The sequence below is a fragment of the Herbiconiux sp. FW305-C-125 genome, from assembly GCF_058783455.1.
On record NZ_JBYSYO010000002.1, the window covers coordinates 426,986 to 448,223 of the forward strand.

The following is a 21,238-nucleotide window of genomic DNA, read 5'->3' on the forward strand; positions in this document are numbered from 1 at the left end:
GAGGCATGTCGCACTATCGGGAGAGGCTCTTCCCATCGCCCTGGGTGTTCGTGTCGACGGCGCTCGTCGTGCCGGCGAGCATCCTCGTCTTCGCCCCGCTGCCGGATGTGAACGGATGGCTGGTGGGCGCGGTGGTGGGCGTCGTGCTCTACCTGGCACTGATCGGCACCCTCTGGGCCACCTCTCCGGTTCTGGACGTGACGCCGGGCCAAGTGCGGGTCGGCCGGGCGAGCATCCCCTCCGATCTTCTCGGCGAATGCACGGCTTACCGCGGTGCCGACGCCACCGCCGAGCGGGGGCGGCTGGCGGATGCGCGGGCGTGGTTGTGCATCCGCGGCTGGATCGGCCCGGTCGTGAAAATGCAAATCGCCGATCCGCAGGATCCGACACCCTATTGGTTGGTGTCGACCCGGCGTCCCGGCGATTTCATCGATGCGGTGACGGCGTCGCGGCCCTAGGAGGCACACTCCACACAGATCGCTCCGAGCTTCTCCTCGTGGTCGATCTGCGACCGGTGCTTCACGAGGAAGCAGCTGATGCAGGTGAACTCGTCGGCCTGCGGGGGCAGGACGACGACATCCAGATCGAGGTCGGAGAGATCGGCGCCCGGCAGCTCGAAACCACCGGGGTTGTCGGCGTCATCGACATCTACGACGCCGGACATCTTGTCCGGAACTCGCTCCTTCAGCGCTTCGATCGAATCGGAATCGTCATCGGTCTTGCGCGGTGCGTCGTAATCAGTCGCCATGCCATTCCACTTCTTGAATACAGCCCATTAACCAAATCGGCGGCGTTAGTTTGCATCAAACGGGCGGGAATAGCAAACCGTCGCGTGAGTAGTGATTACTCACGGCCCTTGCAACTCGCGGCACGCCCGGAACATTCCCGGAAAGCAGGCCGACCGCGTGTCATCCTGTCAGCGAACAGTGACCTCTGGAGGCCTTTCACCATGCAGGATTTGACGGTAATCGGAGTCGAGAACGGAGCGTTGCTCGTCTCGAGTGACGCGGGCGAACGCTTTCGCATCGTCATCGACGACGTGCTCCAATCGCGGCTCCGCCAGGGCATGGCCGCCCAGGCGAGCGGCAAGAAGGTGTCGCCGCGCGAGATCCAGAACCACATCCGCTCCGGGCTCTCCGCCTTCGAGGTGGCCGAGCTGACCGGGGCGTCGGTCGACTACGTCGAGCGGTTCGAGGGGCCCGTGGTCGCCGAGCGCGAGTTCATGGTCGCCTCGGCGCTCCGCGTGCCGGTGCAGCCCACCGCGCCGGCCGATCCGCTCGGCGAGGAGCCGCTCTCGACCTTCGGCGACGCGATCGAGGAGCGCCTCGAGGGACTGGCGGCGCAGGACGTTCGCTGGGCGAGCTGGAAAGACGAGACCGGCTGGATCGTGAAGCTCACCTTCACGGCGCGCGAGATCGAGCATGACGCCCGTTGGCAGTTCGACCCGAAGCGTCACGCCCTCACCCCGCTGAACAACGAGGCCACCACGCTCTCCCGGCACGGCGAGCTGAACGAGGGGCTCATCCCGCGGCTGCGCGCCGTCGCGCCCGTCGAGGCAGGCGACTCCCGGTTCGACAGCGGTTCGTTCACCCCCTTGGAGCGGGCGGATGCGTCGGCACCGCGCGCTCCCGAGGGCGGCGCACTCGAGACAGCACAGGATTCCCCGGGCGGCGACGCCGTGACCGGAGCGGCGTCGACGGACGCGGCAGGCGGCGCCTCGGCCGCATCCGGCGCACACGCGGCGCCCGCGGCCGAGGTGGGCGCGGGCTCGTTGTTCGCCGCGGCCGGACGGGCGGGCGCTGCGTCGTCCTCGTCGTCCGCGTCGAAGGACCGGCCCTTCGACGCGTTCGCGGTGAAACGCGCACCCGACACCGCCGACACCGCCGACCACAACCAGACCGCCGACCTCCTCGAGGCCCTGCGGCGGCGCCGCGGTGAGCGCGAGGCCGCTGCCTTCGAGCCGCCGGACGACGAACCGGTCTTCGGCGGCCCGCGGCCGGTGCCGATCGACCCGGTCGACACTCCGCTCGAGGGTCTCGAACCCGACGTGGTGGCACCCTCGACGCCCGCCGCCTCCCCCGCGAAGCAGCCGGCGGCGAAGCGCCAGCGCGCCGCGATGCCGAGCTGGGACGAGATCGTGTTCGGCGCCCGCTCCGACGACGACCCCGCCTGACCTCCTCGCGACCCGTCAGTTTTGGCCCTAAACCGAAGGTTTTAGGGCCAAAACTGACGGGTCGCGAGGAGTGCTAGAGGGCCAGGCGGTACGCGCCCGCGCGCAGGAGCGGGACGAGGGTCTCTTCGGGCGTGAGCGAACCGTGCTGGCCCACCATGGAGCGGCCGGCCTGGTCACCGCCGCGCCCGTCGTAGTAGGCGACGAGCTTGCGGGCCGCCACGATCACGTCGCCGATGCGCGGCTCCACCTCGGGGTCGACCGGCCCGAACCAGCCCGCCGCGATCGCTTCCTCGCGCGTCGCGATCCAGGCGCGTGACGACTCACGCTCGCGCCATGCCTCGGCCAGCCGGATGCGCGCATCCGTCGTCGCATCGGGGCCCAGGTAGAGCTGCAGGCAGCGCGGGTCTCCCCCGACCTTCCGCACCCCCGCCACGAGCTCCGGCGTGTCACCGAACAGGATGTGCCCGGTCGCCGGAACGTCGACGACGCCGTGGTCGGCGGTGAGCAGCAGCCCCTCGCCCCGCCGGAGCGTGGACGTGAAGCGCGCGTACTCCGCGTCGAGCAGCTCGAGCGTGGCGAGCCACCGGTCGGATTCCCACCCGCGCGCGTGGGCCAGCTGATCGAGTTCGGGAACATAGAGGTACACCAGCCGCCGGCCACCCTCGTCGAAGAGGCGCCGCGCGGCGGCGAAGCGCTCGGCGATCGTGCCCGCCGTCACGTAGTCGGCACCCCGCAGGATCGCGTGGGTGAGCCCGGAGTCGGCGTACTTCGCGGGACCGATCGTGTTCGACGGCACTCCGGCCGCGCGCATCCGCTCGAAGAGCGTCGGCAGCCGTTGCCAGGTGGCCGGCTGCATCGCCGCCGACCAGCCGGAGAGCTGGTTCACCACCTCGCCGAGCTCCGGCACGAGTGCCGTGTAGCCCACGATGCCGTGCTCGCCGGGGCGGCCGCCGGTGGTGAGCGTCGCGAGGGCGGCGGCGGTGGTGGTGGGGAATCCGCTCGAGATGATGGTGCGCTTGCCGAGCCCCGCGACCAGGGTGCGTGCGTGTCCGGCGCGGGCGCGGAGCGCCGCCGAACCGAGCCCGTCGATCAGCACCACCACCACACGCTCCGCTGCAGGCAGCTCGAGCCGGTTCGGCGCGCCCTCGAGCGACGCGACGCAACTCGGCAACACGTCGGCGAGCGTCGGCCCCCCGGCGCCCGGCGTCGGTAGCATGGTGGACATTCGGCCCAGTCTGGCACACGACCCACGGTCACGCCCGATCCGTGCCCGCGCAGCCCCCGCGCCACCCCGACCCCGAGATCCGCTCGAGAAATCCAGGAATGACAGCAGCCACGAACGATCCCACCGCCACCGACTCCGGCGCCGAGAAGATCCTCGACGTCGACGTCTCGACGGAGATGCAGGACTCGTTCCTCGAGTACGCCTACTCGGTCATCTACTCCCGCGCCCTGCCGGATGCGCGCGACGGCCTGAAGCCGGTGCAGCGCCGCATCCTCTACATGATGAGCGACATGGGCCTGCGGCCCGACCGTGGTCACGTGAAGAGCGCGCGCGTGGTCGGCGAGGTGATGGGCAAGCTCCACCCCCACGGTGACACGGCAATCTACGACGCGCTGGTGCGCCTGGCCCAGTCGTGGACGATGCGCATCCCGCTCGTCGACGGCCACGGCAACTTCGGCTCCCCCGACGACGGCCCCGCCGCCGCCCGCTACACCGAGGCGCGCCTCGACGCGGTCGCCATGCTCATGGTCGACCAGCTCGACGAAGACGTCGTCGACTTCGTGCCGAACTACGACAACCAGCTGATGCAGCCGGATGTGCTGCCCGCCGCCATCCCGAACCTCCTGGTGAACGGCGCGAGCGGCATCGCGGTCGGCATGGCCACGAACATGGCACCGCACAACCTGATCGAGGTGGTGGCCGGTGCCCGGTACCTGATCGATCACCCGGACGCGACGCTCGACGACCTGATGTCGTTCATCCCGGGCCCCGACCTCCCGGGCGGCGGCACGATCGTGGGCCTGGCCGGCGTGCGCGACGCCTACGAGACCGGCCGCGGCAGCTTCAAGACCCGGGCGAAGGTCTCGGTCGAGACGCTGAGCGCCCGCAAGACCGGCCTCGTGGTGACCGAATTGCCCTTTCTGGTGGGCCCTGAGAAGGTGATCGCCAAGATCAAGGACGGCGTGACGGCCAAGAAGATCCAGGGCATCAGCGACGTCACCGACCTCACCGACCGCACCCACGGCCTCCGCCTGGTCATCGGCATCAAGACCGGGTTCAACCCGGAGGCGGTGCTCGAGCAGCTCTACAAGCTCACCCCGCTCGAAGAGAGCTTCAACATCAACAACGTCGCCCTGGTCGACGGCGGTCCGCTGACCCTCGGCCTCCGCGACCTGCTCGTGGTGTACGTGAACCACCGCATCGACGTCGTGACCCGGCGCACCCGGTTCCGTCTCGAGCGCCGCCGCGAACGGCTGCACCTGGTGGAGGGTCTGCTCATCGCGATCCTCGACATCGACGAGGTGATCCAGGTCATCCGCACGAGCGACGACACCGACCAGGCGCGCACCCGCCTGATCGACGTGTTCGAGTTGAGCGTGCTGCAGGCCGACTACATCCTCGAGCTCCGGCTGCGCCGGCTCACCAAGTTCTCCCGCATCGAGCTCGAGGCCGAGCGCGACCGCCTGCGCGAGGAGATCGCGCAGCTGGAGGCTCTGCTCGCCGATCCCGCCCTCATCCGTGCCACCGTGTCGAACGAGCTCGACGAGGTGGCCGAGAAGTACGGCACCCCGCGGCGCACGCTGCTCACCGAGGCGCGGCCGTCGCTGGCCGGCACCTCGAAGAAGGCGCAGCCCGTGCTGGAGGTGGCGGATGTCCCGTGCACCGTCTACCTCAGCACCACCGGCCGCGTCGTGCGCGTCGACCGCGAGGAGGACGGCGAGGAGCGCGCCGACGCACCCGCGGTGAACCAGCGGCGCAGCAAGCACGACGCCATCCGCAGCCAGGTCGACACCACGCGACGCTCGGAGGTGGGGGCGATCACCGACACCGGCCGCCTCATCCGGATGCCCGTGATGGACCTGCCCGCGGTGCCCGCCAACTCGGTGCAGCTCGGCGCCGGGGTGAAGGCGGGCGACTACCTCGCGATCGACGGCAAGCGCGAGAAGGTCGTCGGGCTCGTGTCACTCACCTCGGCGGTGCCGATCGCGCTCGGCACCGCGCAGGGTGTGGTCAAGCGCGTCGCACCGGGCGGCTACCCGGCGCGCCCGGACTTCGAGGTGATCGCGCTGAAGCCCGGCGACAGCGTGGTGGGGGTCGCGCAGCACGCCGAGGAGGACGAGCTGGTCTTCATCACCTCGGATGCGCAACTGCTGCGCTTCTTCCAGGCCAGCGTGCGACCACAGGGCGTGGCGGCGGGCGGGATGGCGGGCATCAACCTCGCCGCTGGTGCATCCGTCATCTGGTTCGGCTCGGTGCCGGACGGCCAGGACGCCGTGGTGGTGACCGTCGCCGGCAGCACCTCGACGCTGGCCGGGACCGATGCCGGTTCGGGCAAGGTCTCCGACTTCACCGAGTTCCCCCCGAAGGGCCGGGCCACGGGCGGCGTTCGGGCGCACCGTTTCCTGAAGGGCGAAGACGTGCTGAGCGCCGCGTGGGCAGGGCGGGCGCCCGCTCTGGCGGTCGGCCCCGACGGCTCGGCGCGCACCCTCCCCGAGGTCGGCGCCAAGCGTGACGCCTCGGGCACTCCGCTCAGCGGCGTGATCGGTTCGATCGGCGCGACCCGGCTCTGACAGCGGTGACCCGCGCCAGGTCGCGCCGCCGAAACGCAGAACGGCCCGCCGCGATGATCCGCGGCGGGCCGTTCTCGAGTTCTGACTACGGGCGCTCGTTCAGCTTGGCTGACTCGTCGTGCCATCCGGTGGCCACCTGGGAGAGCTTCTCCTGGTACTTGCGCCCGTGGTGGGCGCAGAAGAGCAGCTCGGCACCAGAGGGCATGTCGACCCGGATGTAGGCCTGGGCACCACAGCTGTCACAACGGTCGGCCGCCGTGAGCTGGTATGCGTTCTCCAGATCGGACACAGCGCCGGTTTCTGCAACTGTCTGCATCATCTGCTCCTTCGGGTCTCGAACGTGTACTGGCTGGTAGTGCCATCAAACCACCCTTAAGTAACGGCGAGGCCACAATCCGCTGTGTTTCGCTGTGCGCGTACCGGGAATAGGCCCGAGGGTGTCGCGCGGCGGTGGCGGCCCGGCGGGCGGTTAGCCTTGGTGTCGGATCGCCGTGCGATCCGACGCGCGACCCGAAGGAGACCCGGTGGCATCACCGTCCGACTACTCTGCCCGGCACCTGTCGGTGCTCGAAGGACTCGAGGCGGTGCGCAAGCGCCCCGGCATGTACATCGGCTCGACCGACTCGCGCGGTCTCATGCACTGCCTGTGGGAGATCATCGACAACTCCGTCGACGAGGCGCTCGGCGGCTTCGGCACCGACATCGACGTCGTGCTGCATGCCGACGGCAGCGTCGAGGTGCGCGACGCCGCCCGCGGCATCCCGGTCGACATCGAGCCGAAGACCGGTCTCTCGGGAGTCGAGGTGGTCTTCACCAAGCTGCACGCGGGTGGCAAGTTCGGCTCGGGGTCGTACGCCGCCTCCGGCGGTCTGCACGGCGTGGGCGCATCCGTCGTCAACGCCCTGTCCGAACGCCTCGACGTCGAGGTCGACCGCGACGGCAAGACCTGGGCGATGTCGTTCCACCGCGGCGAACCCGGCGTCTTCGACGACAAGGGCAAGCCGCCGAGCCCGGATGCGCCGTTCACGCCGTTCGAGAGCGGCAGCGAACTGCGCGTGGTCGGCAAGGTCGCCAAGGGGAAGACCGGCACACGGGTGCGCTACTGGGCCGATCGGCAGATCTTCACCCGCGGCGCCGAGTTCCAGACCGACGAACTGGTCGTGCGCGCCCGTCAGACCGCCTTCCTCGTGCCGGGGCTGAAGCTCGAGATCGACGACGAGCGCGGCGAGGAGCCGCGCCGCGAGACGTTCCGCTTCGAGGGCGGCATCTCGGAGTTCGTGGAGCACCTGGCGCCCGACTCCCCCATCACCGACATCTGGCGCATCCAGGGCACGGGCACCTTCACCGAGACCGTTCCCGTGCTCTCCGAACACGGCGCCATGGTGCCCACCGAGCTCTCCCGGGAGTGCGCCGTCGACCTGGCGATGCGCTGGGGCATCGGCTACGACACCGAGTTCCGAAGCTTCGTCAACATCATCTCCACGCCCAAGGGCGGCACCCATCAGGCCGGCTTCGAGGCGGGCCTGCTGAAGTTCCTGCGGCAGAGCGTCGAAGCGAACGCCCGTCGCCTGAAGGTGGGAAACGACAAACTCGACAAGGAGGACGTGCTGGCCGGCCTCACCGCCGTGCTCACCGTGCGCCTGCCCGAGCCGCAATTCGAGGGCCAGACCAAGGAGGTACTGGGCACGCCGGCGGTGCGCTCGATCGTGTCGAACGTGGTCACGAAGGGCCTCGCCGAACGCTTCAATTCGACCAAGCGCGACGACAAGGCGCAGTCGGCGCTCGTGCTCGAGAAGGTCGTGGCCGAGATGAAGTCGCGCATCTCCGCCCGCGCTCACAAAGAGACGCAGCGGCGCAAGAACGCGCTCGAGTCGTCGTCGCTGCCCGCGAAGCTGGTCGACTGCCGCTCGTCCGACGTGGCCCAGAGCGAACTGTTCATCGTGGAGGGCGACTCCGCGCTCGGCACCGCGAAGCTCGCGCGCAACAGTGAGTTCCAGGCGCTGCTGCCCATTCGCGGCAAGATCCTCAACGTGCAGAAGGCGTCCATCGCCGACATGCTCTCGAACGCGGAGTGCGCCTCGATCATCCAGGTGATCGGTGCCGGCTCGGGCCGCTCCTTCGATCTCTCGGCGGCGCGCTACGGCAAGATCATCCTGATGAGCGATGCGGATGTCGATGGCGCGCACATCCGCACCCTGCTGCTCACCCTGTTCTTCCGGTACATGCGACCGCTGATCGAAGACGGCCGGGTTTACGCCGCCGTGCCGCCGCTGCACCGGGTGGTGGCGATCAACCCCGGATCGAAGCCCAACGAGACCATCTACACCTACTCCGAAGCTGAGCTCAACGCGGTGCTGGCACGGCTGGCGAAGTCGGGTCGCAAGTACCAGGACCCGATCCAGCGCTACAAGGGTCTCGGCGAGATGGATGCCGACCAGCTCTCCTCCACCACGATGGATAAGCGCTACCGCACCCTTCGTCGGGTGGGCGTGGCCGACGCGGCGGTGGCCGAGAAGATGTTCGAGCTGCTGATGGGCGACGACGTCGCGCCGCGCAAGGAGTTCATCATCCAGGGCTCCGACAACCTCGCCCGCGAACGCATCGACGTCTGAGACCGTGGCAGAACGGGCATCCTGGCGCGAGCGCAGCACGCTGGTGCGACTCACCCGGCTGGTGCGCACCAGGCGGCCCCGCACCTTCACCGAGAAGGTGCGCTACAAGATGCTGCGCGACCACCGTCCGCTGCTCGTGACCTTCGCCGACAAGGCGGCGGTGCGCGACTACGTGACCGGGGTCGTCGGGGCCGGGTATCTGCCCCGGCTGCTCGGGCTCTTCGACGACCCCGAGGAGCTGCGCACGCTGCCGCTTCCCGAGCGGTACGTGGTGAAACCGACGCACGGCAGCGGTGCCTGCATCGTGGTGTCGCCCGGCGCGCCGGAGGATGCACGGGTGCCGCCCGCCGGCTCCCACTGGGGTTACAGCCATGTGCGGCCCGACGCGGTCACGCGTGACGAACTCGTGGCCACGGCACGGTACTGGTCGACGCAGCTCTACGGGCAGGGGCCGAACCGGGAGTGGGCCTACGGGCCCGTGCCGCGCCGGGTGATCGTCGAGGAGATGCTGACGGACGAGCGGGGCGGGATTCCGCACGACCTCAAGCTCTTCGTGTTCAACGGCCGGTGCCGCTACATCCAGATCGACGGCGGGCGGTTCGGTGGCCGCACCCAGGACTTCTTCGACGTCGAGTGGCGGCACCTCCCGATGAGCGGCGGCCCGCCGTTCGCCGATCCCGAGCCGCCGCGCCCCGAACGGCTCGGCGAGCTGATCGCCGTGGCCGAAGCGCTCGCCCGCGAGACCGACTTCGTGCGCGTCGACCTCTACCATCTGCCCGATCGTGTGGTGGTGGGCGAACTGACCAGCTATCCGGCCGGCGGCGACAGCCCGTTCCACCCCCAGCATTTCGACGCGGAGTTCGGCCGGCACTGGACGGTGCCACGGCGATATCACTGAACCGGCGGTTGTCAAGCCGCTTGTCGGTTCGGTTTCGCACCCTCTACTGGAGGAGTGAGCACATCCGCCCTCCAGCATCCGCTTCCGCTCGACCGGGAGTCGGATGCCCCCACCACCGTCGTGCGTGTGGCCTCCGTTCCCTCGTCCCACGTCTACATCCGGCACCTCACGCCGGCCGACCCGGGCGGCTACCCGGTGACGCGGCTGGCCGATCCGGACCCCGATGACGCCCGTCGCTCGGCTGTGTCGCGCTGGTGGCCGCCCGCGATGCTCCAGCCGGAGTGGGTGCACGAGCACGCCGACGAGTTCGACGTGTTCCATCTGCAGTTCGGCTTCGATGCGCGCACGCCCGACGAGCTGCGGGCCCTGCTCGCCGCGCTCCGCAGCGAGGGGAAGCCGTTCGTCTACACCGTGCACGACCTCCGCAACCCCCATCACGCCGAGCGCGCGGAGCACGACGCCCAGCTCGACGTGCTCGTGCCGGGGGCGGATGCGCTCCTCACCCTGACGCCGGGGGCCGCCGTCGAGATCGGGCGGCGCTGGGGGCGCACGGCGCAGGTGGTCCCGCATCCGCACGTGGTGGACGTGGAGACCATGCGGCGTGTGCAGGCTTCGCGCGCCGCCCGGATGCCCGGCGACGTCGCGGCGCCGTTCCGGATCGGCGTGCACGTGAAGAGCCTGCGGGCGAGTATGAACCCGCTGCCGGTGCTCGAGGTGCTCGCGCGAACCGCGCGGGAGCTCCCGGGAGCCGTGCTGCAGGTCGACGGACACTCCGACGTGCTGCTCGCCGACGGCGCGCGGTACGACGCGCCGCTCGCCGAGTTCCTCCGCGATGCCGAAGCGCGAGGCGAACTCGACCTGCGGGTGCACGACTTCTTCAGCGACGCCGAGCTGTGGGCGTACCTCGCGTCGCTCGACGTCTCGGTGCTGCCGTACCGTTTCGGCACCCATTCCGGCTGGCTCGAGGCGTGCCGCGACCTCGGCACAGCGGTCATCGCCCCGGACTGCGGCTTCTACGCCGAGCAGGGCCCCGTGCTCTCCTACCGCCACGACGAGACGGCACTCGACGCGGTCTCGCTGGCCGATGCGGTGCGCCGGGCTCAGAGCATGCCGGCACCGCCGCCGGCGCAGGTCGGCGACCGACTCGAGCAGCGCGAGCAGGTGGCAGCCGCGCACCTCCGGCTGTACCGGGCACTGCTGTCGTGACCGGTCTGCGGATCTGCCTCATCGCGTCGAGCCGATTCCCGGTGGCCGAGCCGTTCGCCGGCGGGCTCGAGGCGCACACGCACGCGCTGGCCACCGAGCTGCAGCGCCGCGGGCATTCCGTGACCTTGTTCGCGGCTCCCGGCTCCGATCCGCTGCTGGCCGCCGACGCTCTGCAGGTCGACGCTTACGAGCCGAGCGATGTCGCACGCACCGATGTCGGGGCGCCACCGCTCGGCTGGATGCAGGAGCACCACGCGTACCTCGCCCTGATGCTCGAGCTGGGGCGTGCCGGCGGCGGCCGCTTCGACGTCGTGCACAACAACAGCCTGCACCACCTCCCGGTCGCCATGTCGGGCGCCCTCGCCGTGCCCCTCGTCACCACCCTGCACACACCGCCGACGCCGTGGCTCGAGTCGGCCATCCGGCTCACCCCCGCGGCGCGCTTCGTCGCCGTGAGCCGGTTCACGGCGGAGCAGTGGTCGTCGAGCACGCGCGCCGACGTCATCCTGAACGGTGTCGACACCGATCGGTGGGTGGCGGGCGGGGGCGGCGCGGATGCGATCTGGTTCGGCCGGCTGGTGCCCGAGAAGGCGCCGCACCTCGCCGTCGACGCGGCTCGCCGGGCCGGCATGGCGATCGATCTGGCCGGTCCCGCGTACGACCCGGAGTACTTCACCCGCGAGATCGAGCCGCGCCTCGGCGACGGCGTGCGGTACCTCGGGCACCTGGGTACGGTGGAGCTGGCCGAGCGGGTGGGGCGGGCGGCGGTGACGGCCGTGACGCCGCTCTGGGACGAACCGTACGGCCTGGTCGCCGCGGAGTCGATGGCCTGCGGAACGCCGGTGGCGGCATTCGACCGCGGTGCGCTGGCGGAGTTCGTGAGCGACGAGAGCGGGCGTCTCGCGGCACCCGGCGACGTGGCTGCGCTCGCTCGCGCCATGATCGACGCGGCCGCGCTGCCCCGTGGTGCGGTGCGGCGGCACGCGCTGCAGCACTGCTCGCTGCGCACGATGGTCGACCAGTACGAGGCGATGTACTCGTGGCTTGCGCACGAGGTGCGGGCGGCGTGATCGGCTACTACATCCACCACGTCGGCCGCGGGCACCTCTCCCGGGCGACGGCCATCGCCGCCGAACTCGATGAGACCGTCACGGGCCTGTCCTCGCTCCCGCGGCCGGCCGACTGGCGCGGCGACTGGCTGCTCCTCCCCCGCGACGACGCCGGCGCCGCCGGCTCCGCGGCCGGGCCCGGCGCACGGGAAGCGGATGCGGGCGGACGGTTGCACTGGGTCCCGCTGCACGACGACGGCCTCCGCGACCGGATGGCGCTGGTCGCGGCGTGGATCGCCGCCGAGCGCCCCTCGGTCATCGTCTCCGACGTCTCGGTCGAGATCGCGCTGCTGGCGCGCCTGCACGGCGTTCCCGTCGTGACGGTCGGGCTCCCGGGGCGCCGTGACGACGAGGCGCACCGCCTGGGCTTCGCGGTGTCGAGCGCGATCATCTCGGCCTGGCCGCCCGAAGCACACGGAATGCTCACGGGGCTCGATGCGGCCGCCCGCGCGAAGCACGTGCCGGTGGGTGCGATCTCCCGCTTCGCCCCGGCTGCCCCGGCAGCCGGCGCCGCTGACGACGGGCTCTCGTCGCGGCGACCCCGGGTGCTGGCGCTCGGCGGTGCCGCCGGCGGACTCACCGCCGAGGTGCTGCGCCGCGCGGGTGAATCGACCCCGGAGTGGGACTGGGACGTGCTGGGGGGCCTGGCCGGGCGCTGGGTCGACGACCCGTGGCCACGCATCCGGGCGGCGGATGTGGTGGTGACGCACGCCGGACAGAATGCGATCGCCGAGGTGGCGGCCGCCCGCATCCCAGCGGTGGTCGTCCCCGAGCCGCGGCCGCACGACGAGCAGCGGCACACCGCAGCCGTGCTCGCCGACGCGCGCTGGCCGGCGCTCGTCGTCGACGATGCGGCCGGCGGCGACTGGCCGGCACTGCTCGAGCACGCCCGCCGACTCGACGGCGCCGCCTGGTCGGCCTGGAACTCCGGCGCCGGCGCCGCCCGCGCGGCGGCCATCATCGGCGCGGTGGGCTCAGCCTCCACCGCGGCGATCAGAAATCCGCCCACTGCGGCGGCGGTCCGATGAGCCGCGTCGCCGTGGTGACGATCGTGCACGGGCGGCACGAGCACCTCACGGCCCAGCTCGCGTCGCTCCGCCGCTCGATCGAGCCACCCGATGACCACGTCGTGGTGACGATGAACGACCCCGACGTCGCTGCGCTGCCCGAGATCGGCGGGACGACCGATCTCACGGTGATCGCTTGCGACAGCGCGGCGACCGACGGCGGGCGGCCCTTGCCGCTCGCGCGGGCGCGCAACCAAGGGGCGGAAGCCGCGCTGGCGCGGGGCGCCGAGGTGCTCGTGTTCCTCGACGTCGATTGCCTCGCCGCGCCGCAGACCGTCCGCGCCTACCGTGATGCAGCCCTCCGGCCGGCGACCACCGGCCACCTCCTCTGCGGGCCGGTCACCTACCTCGACCCACGGCCATCAGGCGGCTACCCGCTCGACGCCCTCGCCGCGCTCGATCGCCCGCATCCGGCCCGGCCCGCGCCGCGCCCGGGCGAGGTCGTGCTCGGCGGGACGCACGAGCTGTTCTGGTCGCTCTCCTTCGCTCTGCATGCACGCACCTGGCGGCGCATCGGCGGATTCTGCGAGGACTACACCGGTTACGGCGGCGAGGACACCGACTTCGCGTTCGCGGCCCGCTCGGCCGGCATCGAACTCGCGTGGATCGGCGACGCCCGCGCCTACCATCAGCACCACCCGGTGCAGAGCCCACCGGTCGGACATCTCGACGACATCGTGCGCAACGCACGGCTGTTCCACGACCGCTGGGGCGTGTGGCCCATGATCGGCTGGCTCGACGCCTTCGAGCGTCAGGGCCTCATCCACCGCACGCCGGAGACCGTCGAGCTCACCATCGATCCGTCAGGCCTGGTCGCTGAAACCGCGTCATAGCGACCAAACCTGACGGGTAGAGGTGAGCGCTACTCCGAGAGGGGCGCCGCCGCGATCGTCTCGCGGGCGTGCCGAGCGCGCTCGTCGATCTCGCGCAGAGCGGTCGGAGCGGCATCCGTGTACTGCAAACCGCGGCGCGCCCGCGCCGTGTCGAGCAGCGAGTCGGCCAGCCCCGGGTTGTTGGCGAGCACCGGCCCGTGCAAGTGCGTGCCGAGGAGGTTGCCCTCCCAGAAGCCCTCCTCGCCCGTGCTCTCCGTGTTGCCGCGGCCGTAGACGACGCGCCCGAGCGTCGGATGCGCGCCCACGTCGACGAACGACCCCCGGTTCTCGAACCCCACCACGGTGCCGAGTCGTGGTGACTCCACCACGAAGTCGCCCACCACCCGGGTGCCGCCGTGCCGCGTCGTGACCGGGAACACGCCGGCACCCTCGAGCACCTCGCCGTTCTCCAAGGTCACGCTCTCGCCGAGCAACTGGAACCCGGCGCCGATCGCCAGGAACGGCCGGCCGTCGGCGGCCAGCGTGCGCAACGCCGGCGCGATCGCCAGCACGAGCGGATGCGCGAGCACCTCCGCCGAGACCGGCCCACTTCCGATGAACACCAGGTCGGGGTCGTCGAAGCCGGATGCGTCGTCGCCGGCAGCCCCGCCGTCGTACGTCGTCACCTCGACCGGCAGCCCCCGCCACTCGGAGCGCAGGCGGAGGATCTCGACGTTGCCGCTCTCCCCGTTCAGCCCCAGGAGGCGCGGGAACAGGTGCAGGATGCGCAACGCCCCGCTCATGCCTGTCCCCCGCCCTCGAGCTCCTTGAAACCGAGGATCTTGCGGATCAGCATCATCTGCTCGTAGTTCAAGATCATCACCTTGTGACCGGTCGAGGGCTTCGGCAGCGCCAGGAACGCCTTCAGCGCCGCGCGCACGTCGAGATCGACCGAGCCGACCGGGATGCCGAGATACCCGAGCCGCACCGCGAACTGCCACGCCTTCGATCCGGTGATCCCGTCGACGTGGTCGAGGGCCGAGAAGTCGATGTCGTAGATCCACGACGGGTCGGGCGTGCCCTCGTCCACCGCGAGGAAGACCTGCTCCGGCGCACGTTCCAGCGAGTCGAGGTTGAGCTGGAGGCTCGCCGGGTTCTTCATCATGATGATCTCGATCTGCTCGCCGGCCACCTCGAGCAGTTCGCCCCGCCCGTAGACGGTCTCGAGGGAGTCGAGGGCGGCGGAGACGAGCTCGGGCCGGAATCGGTCACCGAGCACGCTGCGAGCGGCAGCGGCAGCTCCCGCCGCGTCGAGCGCGTAGTGCATCCCCCGCGCCGGCAGCTTCACACTCAGCCGCACGCCGTCGATGTCGAGCGTCGCGCGCGCTCCGGTGAGCTCCACCACCTCGACGGCTGCCGGGCGCGACCCCGGCGCCACCGTCGCCTCGCCGAAGCGGTCGGCCGACGCCACGCCGTGGCTGGCCGCGTCGACCAGCGCCGGCACGCCGCCGAAGAAGGAGACGACGCGCCCCTCCCGGGCCGGGATGCGCGTGTCGAGATCGACCAGGAAGTTGTCCTCGCGGTTCAGCACGAGGCCCTCGGTGGCGGAGGCGGCCACCCGGCCGAGCATGGCCGCCACCCGGTCCGGCTCGTGATAGCGGTTGAGCTGGTCGATCTGGATGTTCAGCAGCAGCACCGTGCGAGGCTTCAACAGCTCGGCGAGCTTCGTGCCGTACCCCTCGTCGACCTCGAGGATCGCGATGTCGGAGTCGAGCCGGCCCCCCACCGACACCTCCGAGAGCAACGCCGAGGCGATGCCCTGCGGCAGGTTGCCGCCCGACGGGTTCGTGAACACCTTCAGGCCGTGCTGCCGCATGATGGCGGCGAGCATGTTGGTGGTGGTCGACTTGCCGTTCGACCCGGAGACGGCCACGACGCCATCCGGAATCCGCGCGATCGTGCGCTCGAGGAATCCGGGGTCGATCTTCAACGCCGTCGCACCGGGGATCGCCGATCCGCCGCCGCGCAGGCGCGCGGCGACGCGGACGGCCCGCCCGACCAGGACGGCCGCTGCCGTGCGGAGGCCCATGGGCCTACTCGAGGTAGTCGCGCAGCGACTGCGACCGGGACGGGTGGCGCAGCTTCGCCATCGTCTTCGACTCGATCTGACGGATGCGCTCGCGCGTCACGCCGAAGGTGTCACCGATCTGGTCGAGCGTCTTCGGCATGCCGTCGCCCAGCCCGAAGCGCATGCGGATGACGCCGGCCTCGCGCTCGGAGAGCGAGTCGAGCAGCGACTCCAGCTGCTTCTGCAGCATCGTGAAGCCCACCGCATCCGCCGGCACGACGGCCTCGGTGTCTTCGATCAGGTCACCGAACTCGCTGTCGCCGTCCTCGCCGAGCGGGGTGTGCAGCGAGATCGGCTCGCGGCCGTACTTCTGCACCTCGACGACCTTCTCGGGCGTCATGTCGAGCTCGCGGCTGAGCTCCTCGGGCGTGGGCTCGCGACCGAGGTCTTGCAGCATCTGCCGCTGCACGCGGGCCAGCTTGTTGATGACCTCGACCATGTGCACGGGGATGCGGATGGTGCGCGCCTGGTCGGCCATGGCGCGGGTGATGGCCTGACGGATCCACCAGGTGGCATAGGTGGAGAACTTGAAGCCCTTCGTGTAGTCGAACTTCTCGACCGCACGGATGAGGCCCAGGTTGCCCTCCTGGATCAGGTCGAGGAACTGCATTCCGCGACCGGTGTAGCGCTTCGCGAGCGAGACGACGAGGCGGAGGTTCGCGCCCAGCAGGTGGCTCTTGGCACGCTGACCGTCCTTCGCCACCCACTGCAGCTCGCGCTTGAGCTGCGGGGTGAGGTTGTCGCTGCTGGCCAGCTTGTCCTCGGCGAAGAGGCCCGCCTCGATGCGCATGGCCAACTCGACCTCTTCGGCCGCGTTCAGCAGGGCGACCTTGCCGATCTGCTTCAGGTAGTCCTTGACCGGGTCGGCGGTGGCACCCGTGATGGTGGTGGAGTAGACGGGAACGTCGTCCTCGTCGTCGACCAGCGAGAGCACGAGGGCACCGCTCGGGAGCGCCTCCTCCTCGGCGGCCGGCTTCGCGGTCTTGTCGTCGCTCTCGCCATCCGCGTCGTCGCCCTCGGCGTCGTCGGCACCGGCCTCGACGTCGTCGGTCGCGTCGTCGGCGCTGTCGTCGTCGATGACCGCCTCGTCGTCGGGATCGATGTCCTCCGCCTCGTCGTCGTCGTTCTTCGCCGTGGCTTTCGACGCCTTCTTCGGAGCAGCCTTCGCTGCGGTCTTCTTCGCCGGCCCGCGCTTGCCTGTTGGGCGCGACGGAGCCGACTCGACCTCGTCAGGCGCCGTTGCCTGCTCGAGGATGTCTGCGGACTTGGGGGTGGCCATTCCATCACCTTTCATGCCACGCGACGGGAACGGGAGGAGTGAATCCCTGGCAAGATTCCCCGCGCGTGAAGATGTTTTCGGACATTACTAAGACCCATGTCAAGTGCCGGGGTTTTGCAGCCGAAAGAGATGCTGCATCCGTGCACAAGAACGGGTCTCGATCATCAATTATTACATGGAAATGCTGGGCGGAACGCCGTCAGGCCCCCCGGCGCTTCCATGCTCTGTACAGTGCAACCCAGATGGGGCCCACCGATATTCCCTCGTCCTCCTCGAGCTTGCGGCGGGTGCGCCGGCGCGCGCGTACGAACATGACCACACCGAAGCCGATCACCAGGTATTGCACCGCGAATGCACGCCGGAATGCATCGAGGTCGTAGAGGCTCGAGCTCAGCCCCGCGTCGAACTGCACGTCGAGCAGTACCCCGATGAGGAACATCGTCACGAAACTCGCGGTGAACCCGCCGACGTTCACGATGCCGTTGGCCGAGCCGAGTGAGCGGATGGGATTGAACGAGCGGGCGAAGTCGAACCCGATCAGGGAACCCGGCCCGCCCACCCCGAGCGCGACGACCAGCACGATCAGGAGCCAGGTCGGCGGCACGCCCGGCCAGACGAGCAGGACGGCCCAGACCAGCCCGAGCACGCCGGTGATGCCGAGCACGAGGTTCGACCGGCGGAGCGGGAAACGGGCGGTGAGGATGCCGAGCACCGGCCCGGCGACGAGGCCCGACAGCACGATCAGCACCAACAAGAAGGATGCGAAGCCCGGCTCGAGCCCGAGCGCCGACACCATGAACGGGAAGCCCCAGAACAGCGCGAAGACGGTGCCGGAGGACTGCGTGATGTAGTGCGACCAGAAGCCGAGCTGGGTGCCCGGCCGGCGCACGGTCTGCACGAGCCCCTGCACGACCTCTTTCGTCGATGCTGCGCGGGCGGGCTCTGGCACACCTGCCGGGCGGTTCGCCAACAGCGCCACGCCGAGCACGAAGCCCGCGAAGGAGAGCGCGGCGGCCGCCGAGAACGCCACCGTCCAGCCCGCCTGGTGGAGGATCCAGGCGAACGGCAAGGCTGAGAGCACTTGGCCGATCGCCCCGACGTTGCCGGTCCACTGCGACAGCTGGGGCACCAGCCGTCCCTGGAACCACGAGTTGATGAGCCGGATGAGCGAGATGAAGACCGCCGCGTCGCCCGCCCCCACCAGGATGCGCGCCACGATCGCGATCGAGATGGTGGGGGCGAACGCCAGTGTCACCTGACCCACCACCATCACCGCACTGCCCGCGCAGATGAGGAACTTGGGCCCGACGCGGTCGATCAGGAGCCCGATCGGGATCTGCAGGGCGGCGTACACGATGAGCTGCACCACCGCGAGACTCGACAGCAGGGCGGCGGTGGTGTCGAAGCGGGCCGCCGCATCCACCCCGGCCACGCCGAGCGTCGTGCGCTGCAGCACGGCCGCCATGTAGGCGAACACGCCGACGGCGAAGACGAGCCAGGACCGACGGGAGTTCACCGCCGTCAGTTTACCCGCGGCACGTCACCCGAGGCGCCGCGTGCGTGCGGCGACTAGCGGGGCAGACCGTCGGAGCCGTCGTCGCCGCCGCGGTTGCCGGCGAGGAACCGCTCCAGCTCGTCGGCGATCTCGTCGGCGGAGGGGAGTTCGCCGTCGACGTCGGTGAGCGGCGAACGGAGGCTCGTGCCCTCCATGTAGGTGTCGTGACGCTCTTCGAGGGTGTGCACGAGGCGCCCCAGTTCGGCGTTCGACTCGACCTGCTCGTCGATCTTGCCCACGAACACGCGGCCCTCTTCGCGCAACCGATCGGTCGGGAAGATGAGGCCGGTGGCCGAGCTGATGCTCTCCAGCGCCACCAGCGCGGTGCTCGGGAACTCGGTGTCGGCGAGGTAATGCGGAACCAGCAGCACGAACCCGGCGATCGGATGCCCGAGCTCCTGCAAGCGGTACTCGACGAGGTGCAGGGCGTTCGCCGGCGCCTGCGTGCTGGGCCGCCAGACCGAGAGCGCGTCGATCAGCTCGATGCGGTTGCCACTCACCGTCACGCTGATCGGCCGGGTGTGCGGCACGGGCATCGGGATGGCGTGCACCCAGGTGGTGGTCTTCACCTTGAACAACTGCACCAATTCGATCACCGCGGCGGTGAACCGCTCCCACTGGAAGTCGGGTTCGAAGCCGGTGAGGAAGAGGAAGCGCTGCCCGAGCTCGTCGCTCATCAGGTGCAGCCGCAGGGTCTGCGGCTGGTAGTCGCTCAGGTGATCCTGGTCGAAGGTGATGATGGGTCGCCGGGCGCGGTAGTCGAGCAGGATGTCGGCGTCGAATTCGGCGACGACAGTGCTCTCGAGCGTGTCGAGGAGGTACTCGCCCAATTGGGCGACGGCGCCCCCCGCATCCGTGAAGCCGGTCAGGGCGGCGACGAGGTTGAGGCCGTCGGGAACCAGACCGGCATCGGCCACGACTTCATAGAGCCCGCTCGGTTGTTCCATGCGTCAACTCTAAACCGGCACCCTGCTCCCGGCCGGTTCGCGTGGCATGCCGAGAGCGAACACGGATCGGGAATAGCCGGCGGATGCGCGCGGCTAGCATGGCCGCATGAGTTCAGCGAGCCTGTCCGTCCTGTCCGAATCCCCTTCCCCAGCCGCCGACGACATCCTCGTCGTCGCGGCCTCGCTCACCGGCGAGAAAGGATCGGAGACCGCCACCGTGCGCGGCGCGGCACTGAGCGACGTGGCGGACGAGCTCGCCGCGGTCGGGTTCGCGGGCAAGAAGGACGAACTGGTGCGGCTGCCGGCGCCGGCCGGGGTGACCGCGAAGAGCATCGCGGTCGTCGGTCTCGGCGCTGCCGGGGTGGTGGGCGCCGAGGAGCTGCGCTACGCGGCGGGCGTCGCCGCCCGGCGGCTCGGCGGCCGCGACCGCCTGGTGCTCGACTTCGGCCCGGCCACGGCGGAGGAGCTCGAGGCCGTGCTCGAGGGCGCGGGACTCGGCTCGTACGACTACACCGACTACCGCGGCACCGGTCGTGACGAGGAGGCGCGCACGGCAGCGCCGCGCGAGATCGCGGTGGTGGGCACCGGTGACCCCGGCGTCGACGACGGGGCGCTGCAGCGGGCCCGCGCATCCGTCGACGCCGTGGCGCTCGTGCGGGACCTCGTGAACGTGCCCGCCCTCGATCTCTACCCCTCGGTGTACGCCGAGCGGGTGCTCGCGCTGGCCGAGGGCCGGCCGGTGACGGTGCGGGTGTGGAACGAGGACGAGCTCGTGGCCGAGGGCTTCGGCGGCATCGCCGGCGTCGGGCAGGGCTCGACCCGGCCGCCCCGGCTCGTGCGGGTGGACTACTCGCCCGCCGGTGCGACGCGGCACATCGCCCTCGTGGGCAAGGGCATCACCTTCGACACCGGCGGGCTCTCGCTGAAGCCTCCGGTGTCGATGATCGGCATGAAGTACGACATGGCCGGCTCGGCGACCGTGTTGGCCACGGTGCTCGCCGCCGCCGACCTCGGTCTGCCCGTGCACCTCACCGCCTGGCTGTGCCTGGCCGAGAACATGCCGTCGGGCGACGCGATCCGGCCCGGAGACGTGCTCACCATCCGCGGTGGTCGCACGGTGGAGGTGCTCAACACCGACGCCGAGGGACGACTGGTGCTGGCCGACGGTCTCGTGGCGGCCGGTGAGGAGCATCCGGACGCCATCATCGACGTCGCCACCCTCACCGGTGCCGCCGTCGTCGCGCTCGGCAATCGCTACGTCGCCACCATGGGTGACGACGAGCTCGTGGCCGAGGTGCTCGAGGCCGCCCGCGAGGTGGGCGAGCCGCTCTGGCACATGCCCTTGCCGGCCGAACTCCGGCCCCTGCTCGCCTCGGACATCGCCGACATCGCGAACGTCAAGCCCGGCAACACGGCGGGCGGCATGCTGATCGCCGGAGTGTTCCTGCAGGAGTTCGTCGGCACCGACGAGGCCGGCGAGCGGATTCCCTGGGTGCACCTCGACATCGCGGGGGCGGCGCAGAACAAGGAATCGGGCTACGGCTTCACCGGGAAGGGGCCGACCGGGGCGACCGTGCGCACCCTCCTGCGAGTTGCCGAGCGGTCCACCCGCGCGTAGTAAGGTCGTATGGGCGAAAAAATCTCGCCCCTCTCCGCC

General features: G+C 70.4%; 18 protein-coding genes. 10 read left to right on the top strand and 8 right to left on the bottom strand.

Going from position 1 to position 21,238, the window contains the following annotated elements; all coding sequences use genetic code 11:
* Positions 1–5: 5 nt before the first annotated feature.
* Positions 6–458: a DUF3093 domain-containing protein gene (locus tag AC3WLB_RS09410; RefSeq protein WP_492505349.1), complete on the top strand. Its 453-nt coding sequence runs from the start codon at positions 6–8 to the stop codon at positions 456–458.
* Here AC3WLB_RS09410 and AC3WLB_RS09415 read toward each other — a convergent pair.
* Complete coding sequence (locus AC3WLB_RS09415) at positions 455–748, bottom strand: DUF4193 domain-containing protein (RefSeq protein ID WP_022897746.1); 294 nt, start codon at positions 746–748, stop codon at positions 455–457. The genes AC3WLB_RS09410 and AC3WLB_RS09415 overlap by 4 nt on opposite strands.
* Positions 749–949: 201 nt before the next feature.
* Between AC3WLB_RS09415 and sepH the strand changes: the two genes are divergently transcribed.
* Positions 950–2,173, top strand: coding sequence for a septation protein SepH (gene sepH / locus AC3WLB_RS09420; RefSeq protein ID WP_492505352.1), 1,224 nt, complete (start codon positions 950–952; stop codon positions 2,171–2,173).
* 73 nt (positions 2,174–2,246) lie between these two features.
* Here the strand turns inward: sepH and AC3WLB_RS09425 are convergent, their stop codons facing one another.
* Positions 2,247–3,398 (bottom strand): alkaline phosphatase family protein, encoded by a 1,152-nt coding sequence (locus AC3WLB_RS09425; RefSeq protein WP_492505354.1) that lies wholly within the window; start codon positions 3,396–3,398, stop codon positions 2,247–2,249.
* A gap of 98 nt (positions 3,399–3,496) precedes the next feature.
* On the opposite strand from AC3WLB_RS09425, the gene AC3WLB_RS09430 reads away from it, so the two are divergent.
* A complete protein-coding gene (locus AC3WLB_RS09430; protein ID WP_492505356.1) occupies positions 3,497–5,968 on the top strand; it encodes a DNA gyrase/topoisomerase IV subunit A in 2,472 nt (823 codons plus the stop codon).
* A gap of 85 nt (positions 5,969–6,053) precedes the next feature.
* Here AC3WLB_RS09430 and AC3WLB_RS09435 read toward each other — a convergent pair whose 3' ends face one another.
* A complete protein-coding gene (locus AC3WLB_RS09435) occupies positions 6,054–6,287 on the bottom strand; it encodes a DUF7455 domain-containing protein (protein WP_022897750.1) in 234 nt (77 codons plus the stop codon).
* A 205-nt stretch (positions 6,288–6,492) separates the two neighbouring features.
* Here AC3WLB_RS09435 and AC3WLB_RS09440 point away from each other — a divergent pair, with 205 nt between their 5' ends.
* Genes AC3WLB_RS09440 through AC3WLB_RS09465 form a run of 6 tightly spaced genes read left to right on the top strand, consistent with a single transcriptional unit; the run spans position 6,493 to position 13,693 of the window.
* A complete protein-coding gene (locus tag AC3WLB_RS09440; RefSeq protein WP_492505359.1) occupies positions 6,493–8,580 on the top strand; it encodes a DNA gyrase/topoisomerase IV subunit B in 2,088 nt (695 codons plus the stop codon).
* 4 nt (positions 8,581–8,584) lie between these two features.
* Positions 8,585–9,478, top strand: coding sequence for an ATP-grasp fold amidoligase family protein (locus AC3WLB_RS09445; RefSeq protein WP_492505361.1), 894 nt, complete (start codon positions 8,585–8,587; stop codon positions 9,476–9,478).
* Between the two features lie 54 nt (positions 9,479–9,532).
* On the top strand, positions 9,533–10,684 hold the full coding sequence (locus tag AC3WLB_RS09450; protein WP_492505363.1) for a glycosyltransferase family protein: 1,152 nt from the start codon (positions 9,533–9,535) through the stop codon (positions 10,682–10,684).
* Positions 10,681–11,754, top strand: a complete 1,074-nt coding sequence (locus tag AC3WLB_RS09455) for a glycosyltransferase (RefSeq protein ID WP_022897754.1) — start codon at positions 10,681–10,683, stop codon at positions 11,752–11,754. Before AC3WLB_RS09450 ends, AC3WLB_RS09455 begins: the two co-directional genes overlap by 4 nt.
* The gene (locus AC3WLB_RS09460; RefSeq protein ID WP_492505365.1) at positions 11,724–12,821 is read left to right on the top strand and encodes a glycosyltransferase; all 1,098 of its coding nucleotides are present in this window, start codon (positions 11,724–11,726) and stop codon (positions 12,819–12,821) included. Before AC3WLB_RS09455 ends, AC3WLB_RS09460 begins: the two co-directional genes overlap by 31 nt.
* On the top strand, positions 12,818–13,693 hold the full coding sequence (locus AC3WLB_RS09465; RefSeq protein ID WP_492505367.1) for a glycosyltransferase family 2 protein: 876 nt from the start codon (positions 12,818–12,820) through the stop codon (positions 13,691–13,693). The genes AC3WLB_RS09460 and AC3WLB_RS09465 overlap by 4 nt, the downstream gene beginning before the upstream one ends.
* A gap of 29 nt (positions 13,694–13,722) precedes the next feature.
* Here the strand turns inward: AC3WLB_RS09465 and AC3WLB_RS09470 are convergent, their stop codons facing one another.
* The 5 genes from AC3WLB_RS09470 to AC3WLB_RS09490 all read right to left on the bottom strand — a co-directional run bounded on the left by AC3WLB_RS09470 (position 13,723) and on the right by AC3WLB_RS09490 (position 19,581).
* Entirely contained in the window at positions 13,723–14,475 is a 753-nt protein-coding gene (locus AC3WLB_RS09470) for a type 1 glutamine amidotransferase (RefSeq protein ID WP_492505369.1), read from the bottom strand.
* Positions 14,472–15,761, bottom strand: coding sequence for a MurT ligase domain-containing protein (locus AC3WLB_RS09475; protein WP_492505371.1), 1,290 nt, complete (start codon positions 15,759–15,761; stop codon positions 14,472–14,474). The genes AC3WLB_RS09470 and AC3WLB_RS09475 overlap by 4 nt, the downstream gene beginning before the upstream one ends.
* 4 nt (positions 15,762–15,765) lie before the next feature.
* Positions 15,766–17,094: an RNA polymerase sigma factor gene (locus AC3WLB_RS09480; RefSeq protein WP_031283892.1), complete on the bottom strand. Its 1,329-nt coding sequence runs from the start codon at positions 17,092–17,094 to the stop codon at positions 15,766–15,768.
* Positions 17,095–17,278: 184 nt separating this feature from the next.
* On the bottom strand, positions 17,279–18,595 hold the full coding sequence (locus AC3WLB_RS09485; RefSeq protein WP_492505373.1) for an MFS transporter: 1,317 nt from the start codon (positions 18,593–18,595) through the stop codon (positions 17,279–17,281).
* Between the two features lie 53 nt (positions 18,596–18,648).
* Entirely contained in the window at positions 18,649–19,581 is a 933-nt protein-coding gene (locus AC3WLB_RS09490; RefSeq protein WP_492505375.1) for a proteasome assembly chaperone family protein, read from the bottom strand.
* Positions 19,582–19,687: 106 nt separating this feature from the next.
* Between AC3WLB_RS09490 and AC3WLB_RS09495 the strand changes: the two genes are divergently transcribed.
* Positions 19,688–21,199: a leucyl aminopeptidase gene (locus AC3WLB_RS09495; RefSeq protein ID WP_492505377.1), complete on the top strand. Its 1,512-nt coding sequence runs from the start codon at positions 19,688–19,690 to the stop codon at positions 21,197–21,199.
* The last annotated feature ends 39 nt before the right edge of the window (positions 21,200–21,238 follow it).

Excerpts from the sequence above, each read along its gene's own strand:
- AC3WLB_RS09410 (WP_492505349.1), top strand. The coding sequence starts at position 6 with ATGTCGCACTATCGGGAGAGGCTCTTCCCATCGCCCTGGGTGTTCGTG.
- AC3WLB_RS09415 (WP_022897746.1), bottom strand. The coding sequence starts at position 748 with ATGGCGACTGATTACGACGCACCGCGCAAGACCGATGACGATTCCGAT.
- sepH (WP_492505352.1), top strand. The coding sequence starts at position 950 with ATGCAGGATTTGACGGTAATCGGAGTCGAGAACGGAGCGTTGCTCGTC.
- AC3WLB_RS09425 (WP_492505354.1), bottom strand. The coding sequence starts at position 3,398 with ATGTCCACCATGCTACCGACGCCGGGCGCCGGGGGGCCGACGCTCGCC.
- AC3WLB_RS09430 (WP_492505356.1), top strand. The coding sequence starts at position 3,497 with ATGACAGCAGCCACGAACGATCCCACCGCCACCGACTCCGGCGCCGAG.
- AC3WLB_RS09435 (WP_022897750.1), bottom strand. The coding sequence starts at position 6,287 with ATGATGCAGACAGTTGCAGAAACCGGCGCTGTGTCCGATCTGGAGAAC.
- AC3WLB_RS09465 (WP_492505367.1), top strand. The coding sequence starts at position 12,818 with ATGAGCCGCGTCGCCGTGGTGACGATCGTGCACGGGCGGCACGAGCAC.
- AC3WLB_RS09470 (WP_492505369.1), bottom strand. The coding sequence starts at position 14,475 with ATGAGCGGGGCGTTGCGCATCCTGCACCTGTTCCCGCGCCTCCTGGGG.
- AC3WLB_RS09475 (WP_492505371.1), bottom strand. The coding sequence starts at position 15,761 with ATGGGCCTCCGCACGGCAGCGGCCGTCCTGGTCGGGCGGGCCGTCCGC.
- AC3WLB_RS09480 (WP_031283892.1), bottom strand. The coding sequence starts at position 17,094 with ATGAAAGGTGATGGAATGGCCACCCCCAAGTCCGCAGACATCCTCGAG.
- AC3WLB_RS09490 (WP_492505375.1), bottom strand. The coding sequence starts at position 19,581 with ATGGAACAACCGAGCGGGCTCTATGAAGTCGTGGCCGATGCCGGTCTG.
- AC3WLB_RS09495 (WP_492505377.1), top strand. The coding sequence starts at position 19,688 with ATGAGTTCAGCGAGCCTGTCCGTCCTGTCCGAATCCCCTTCCCCAGCC.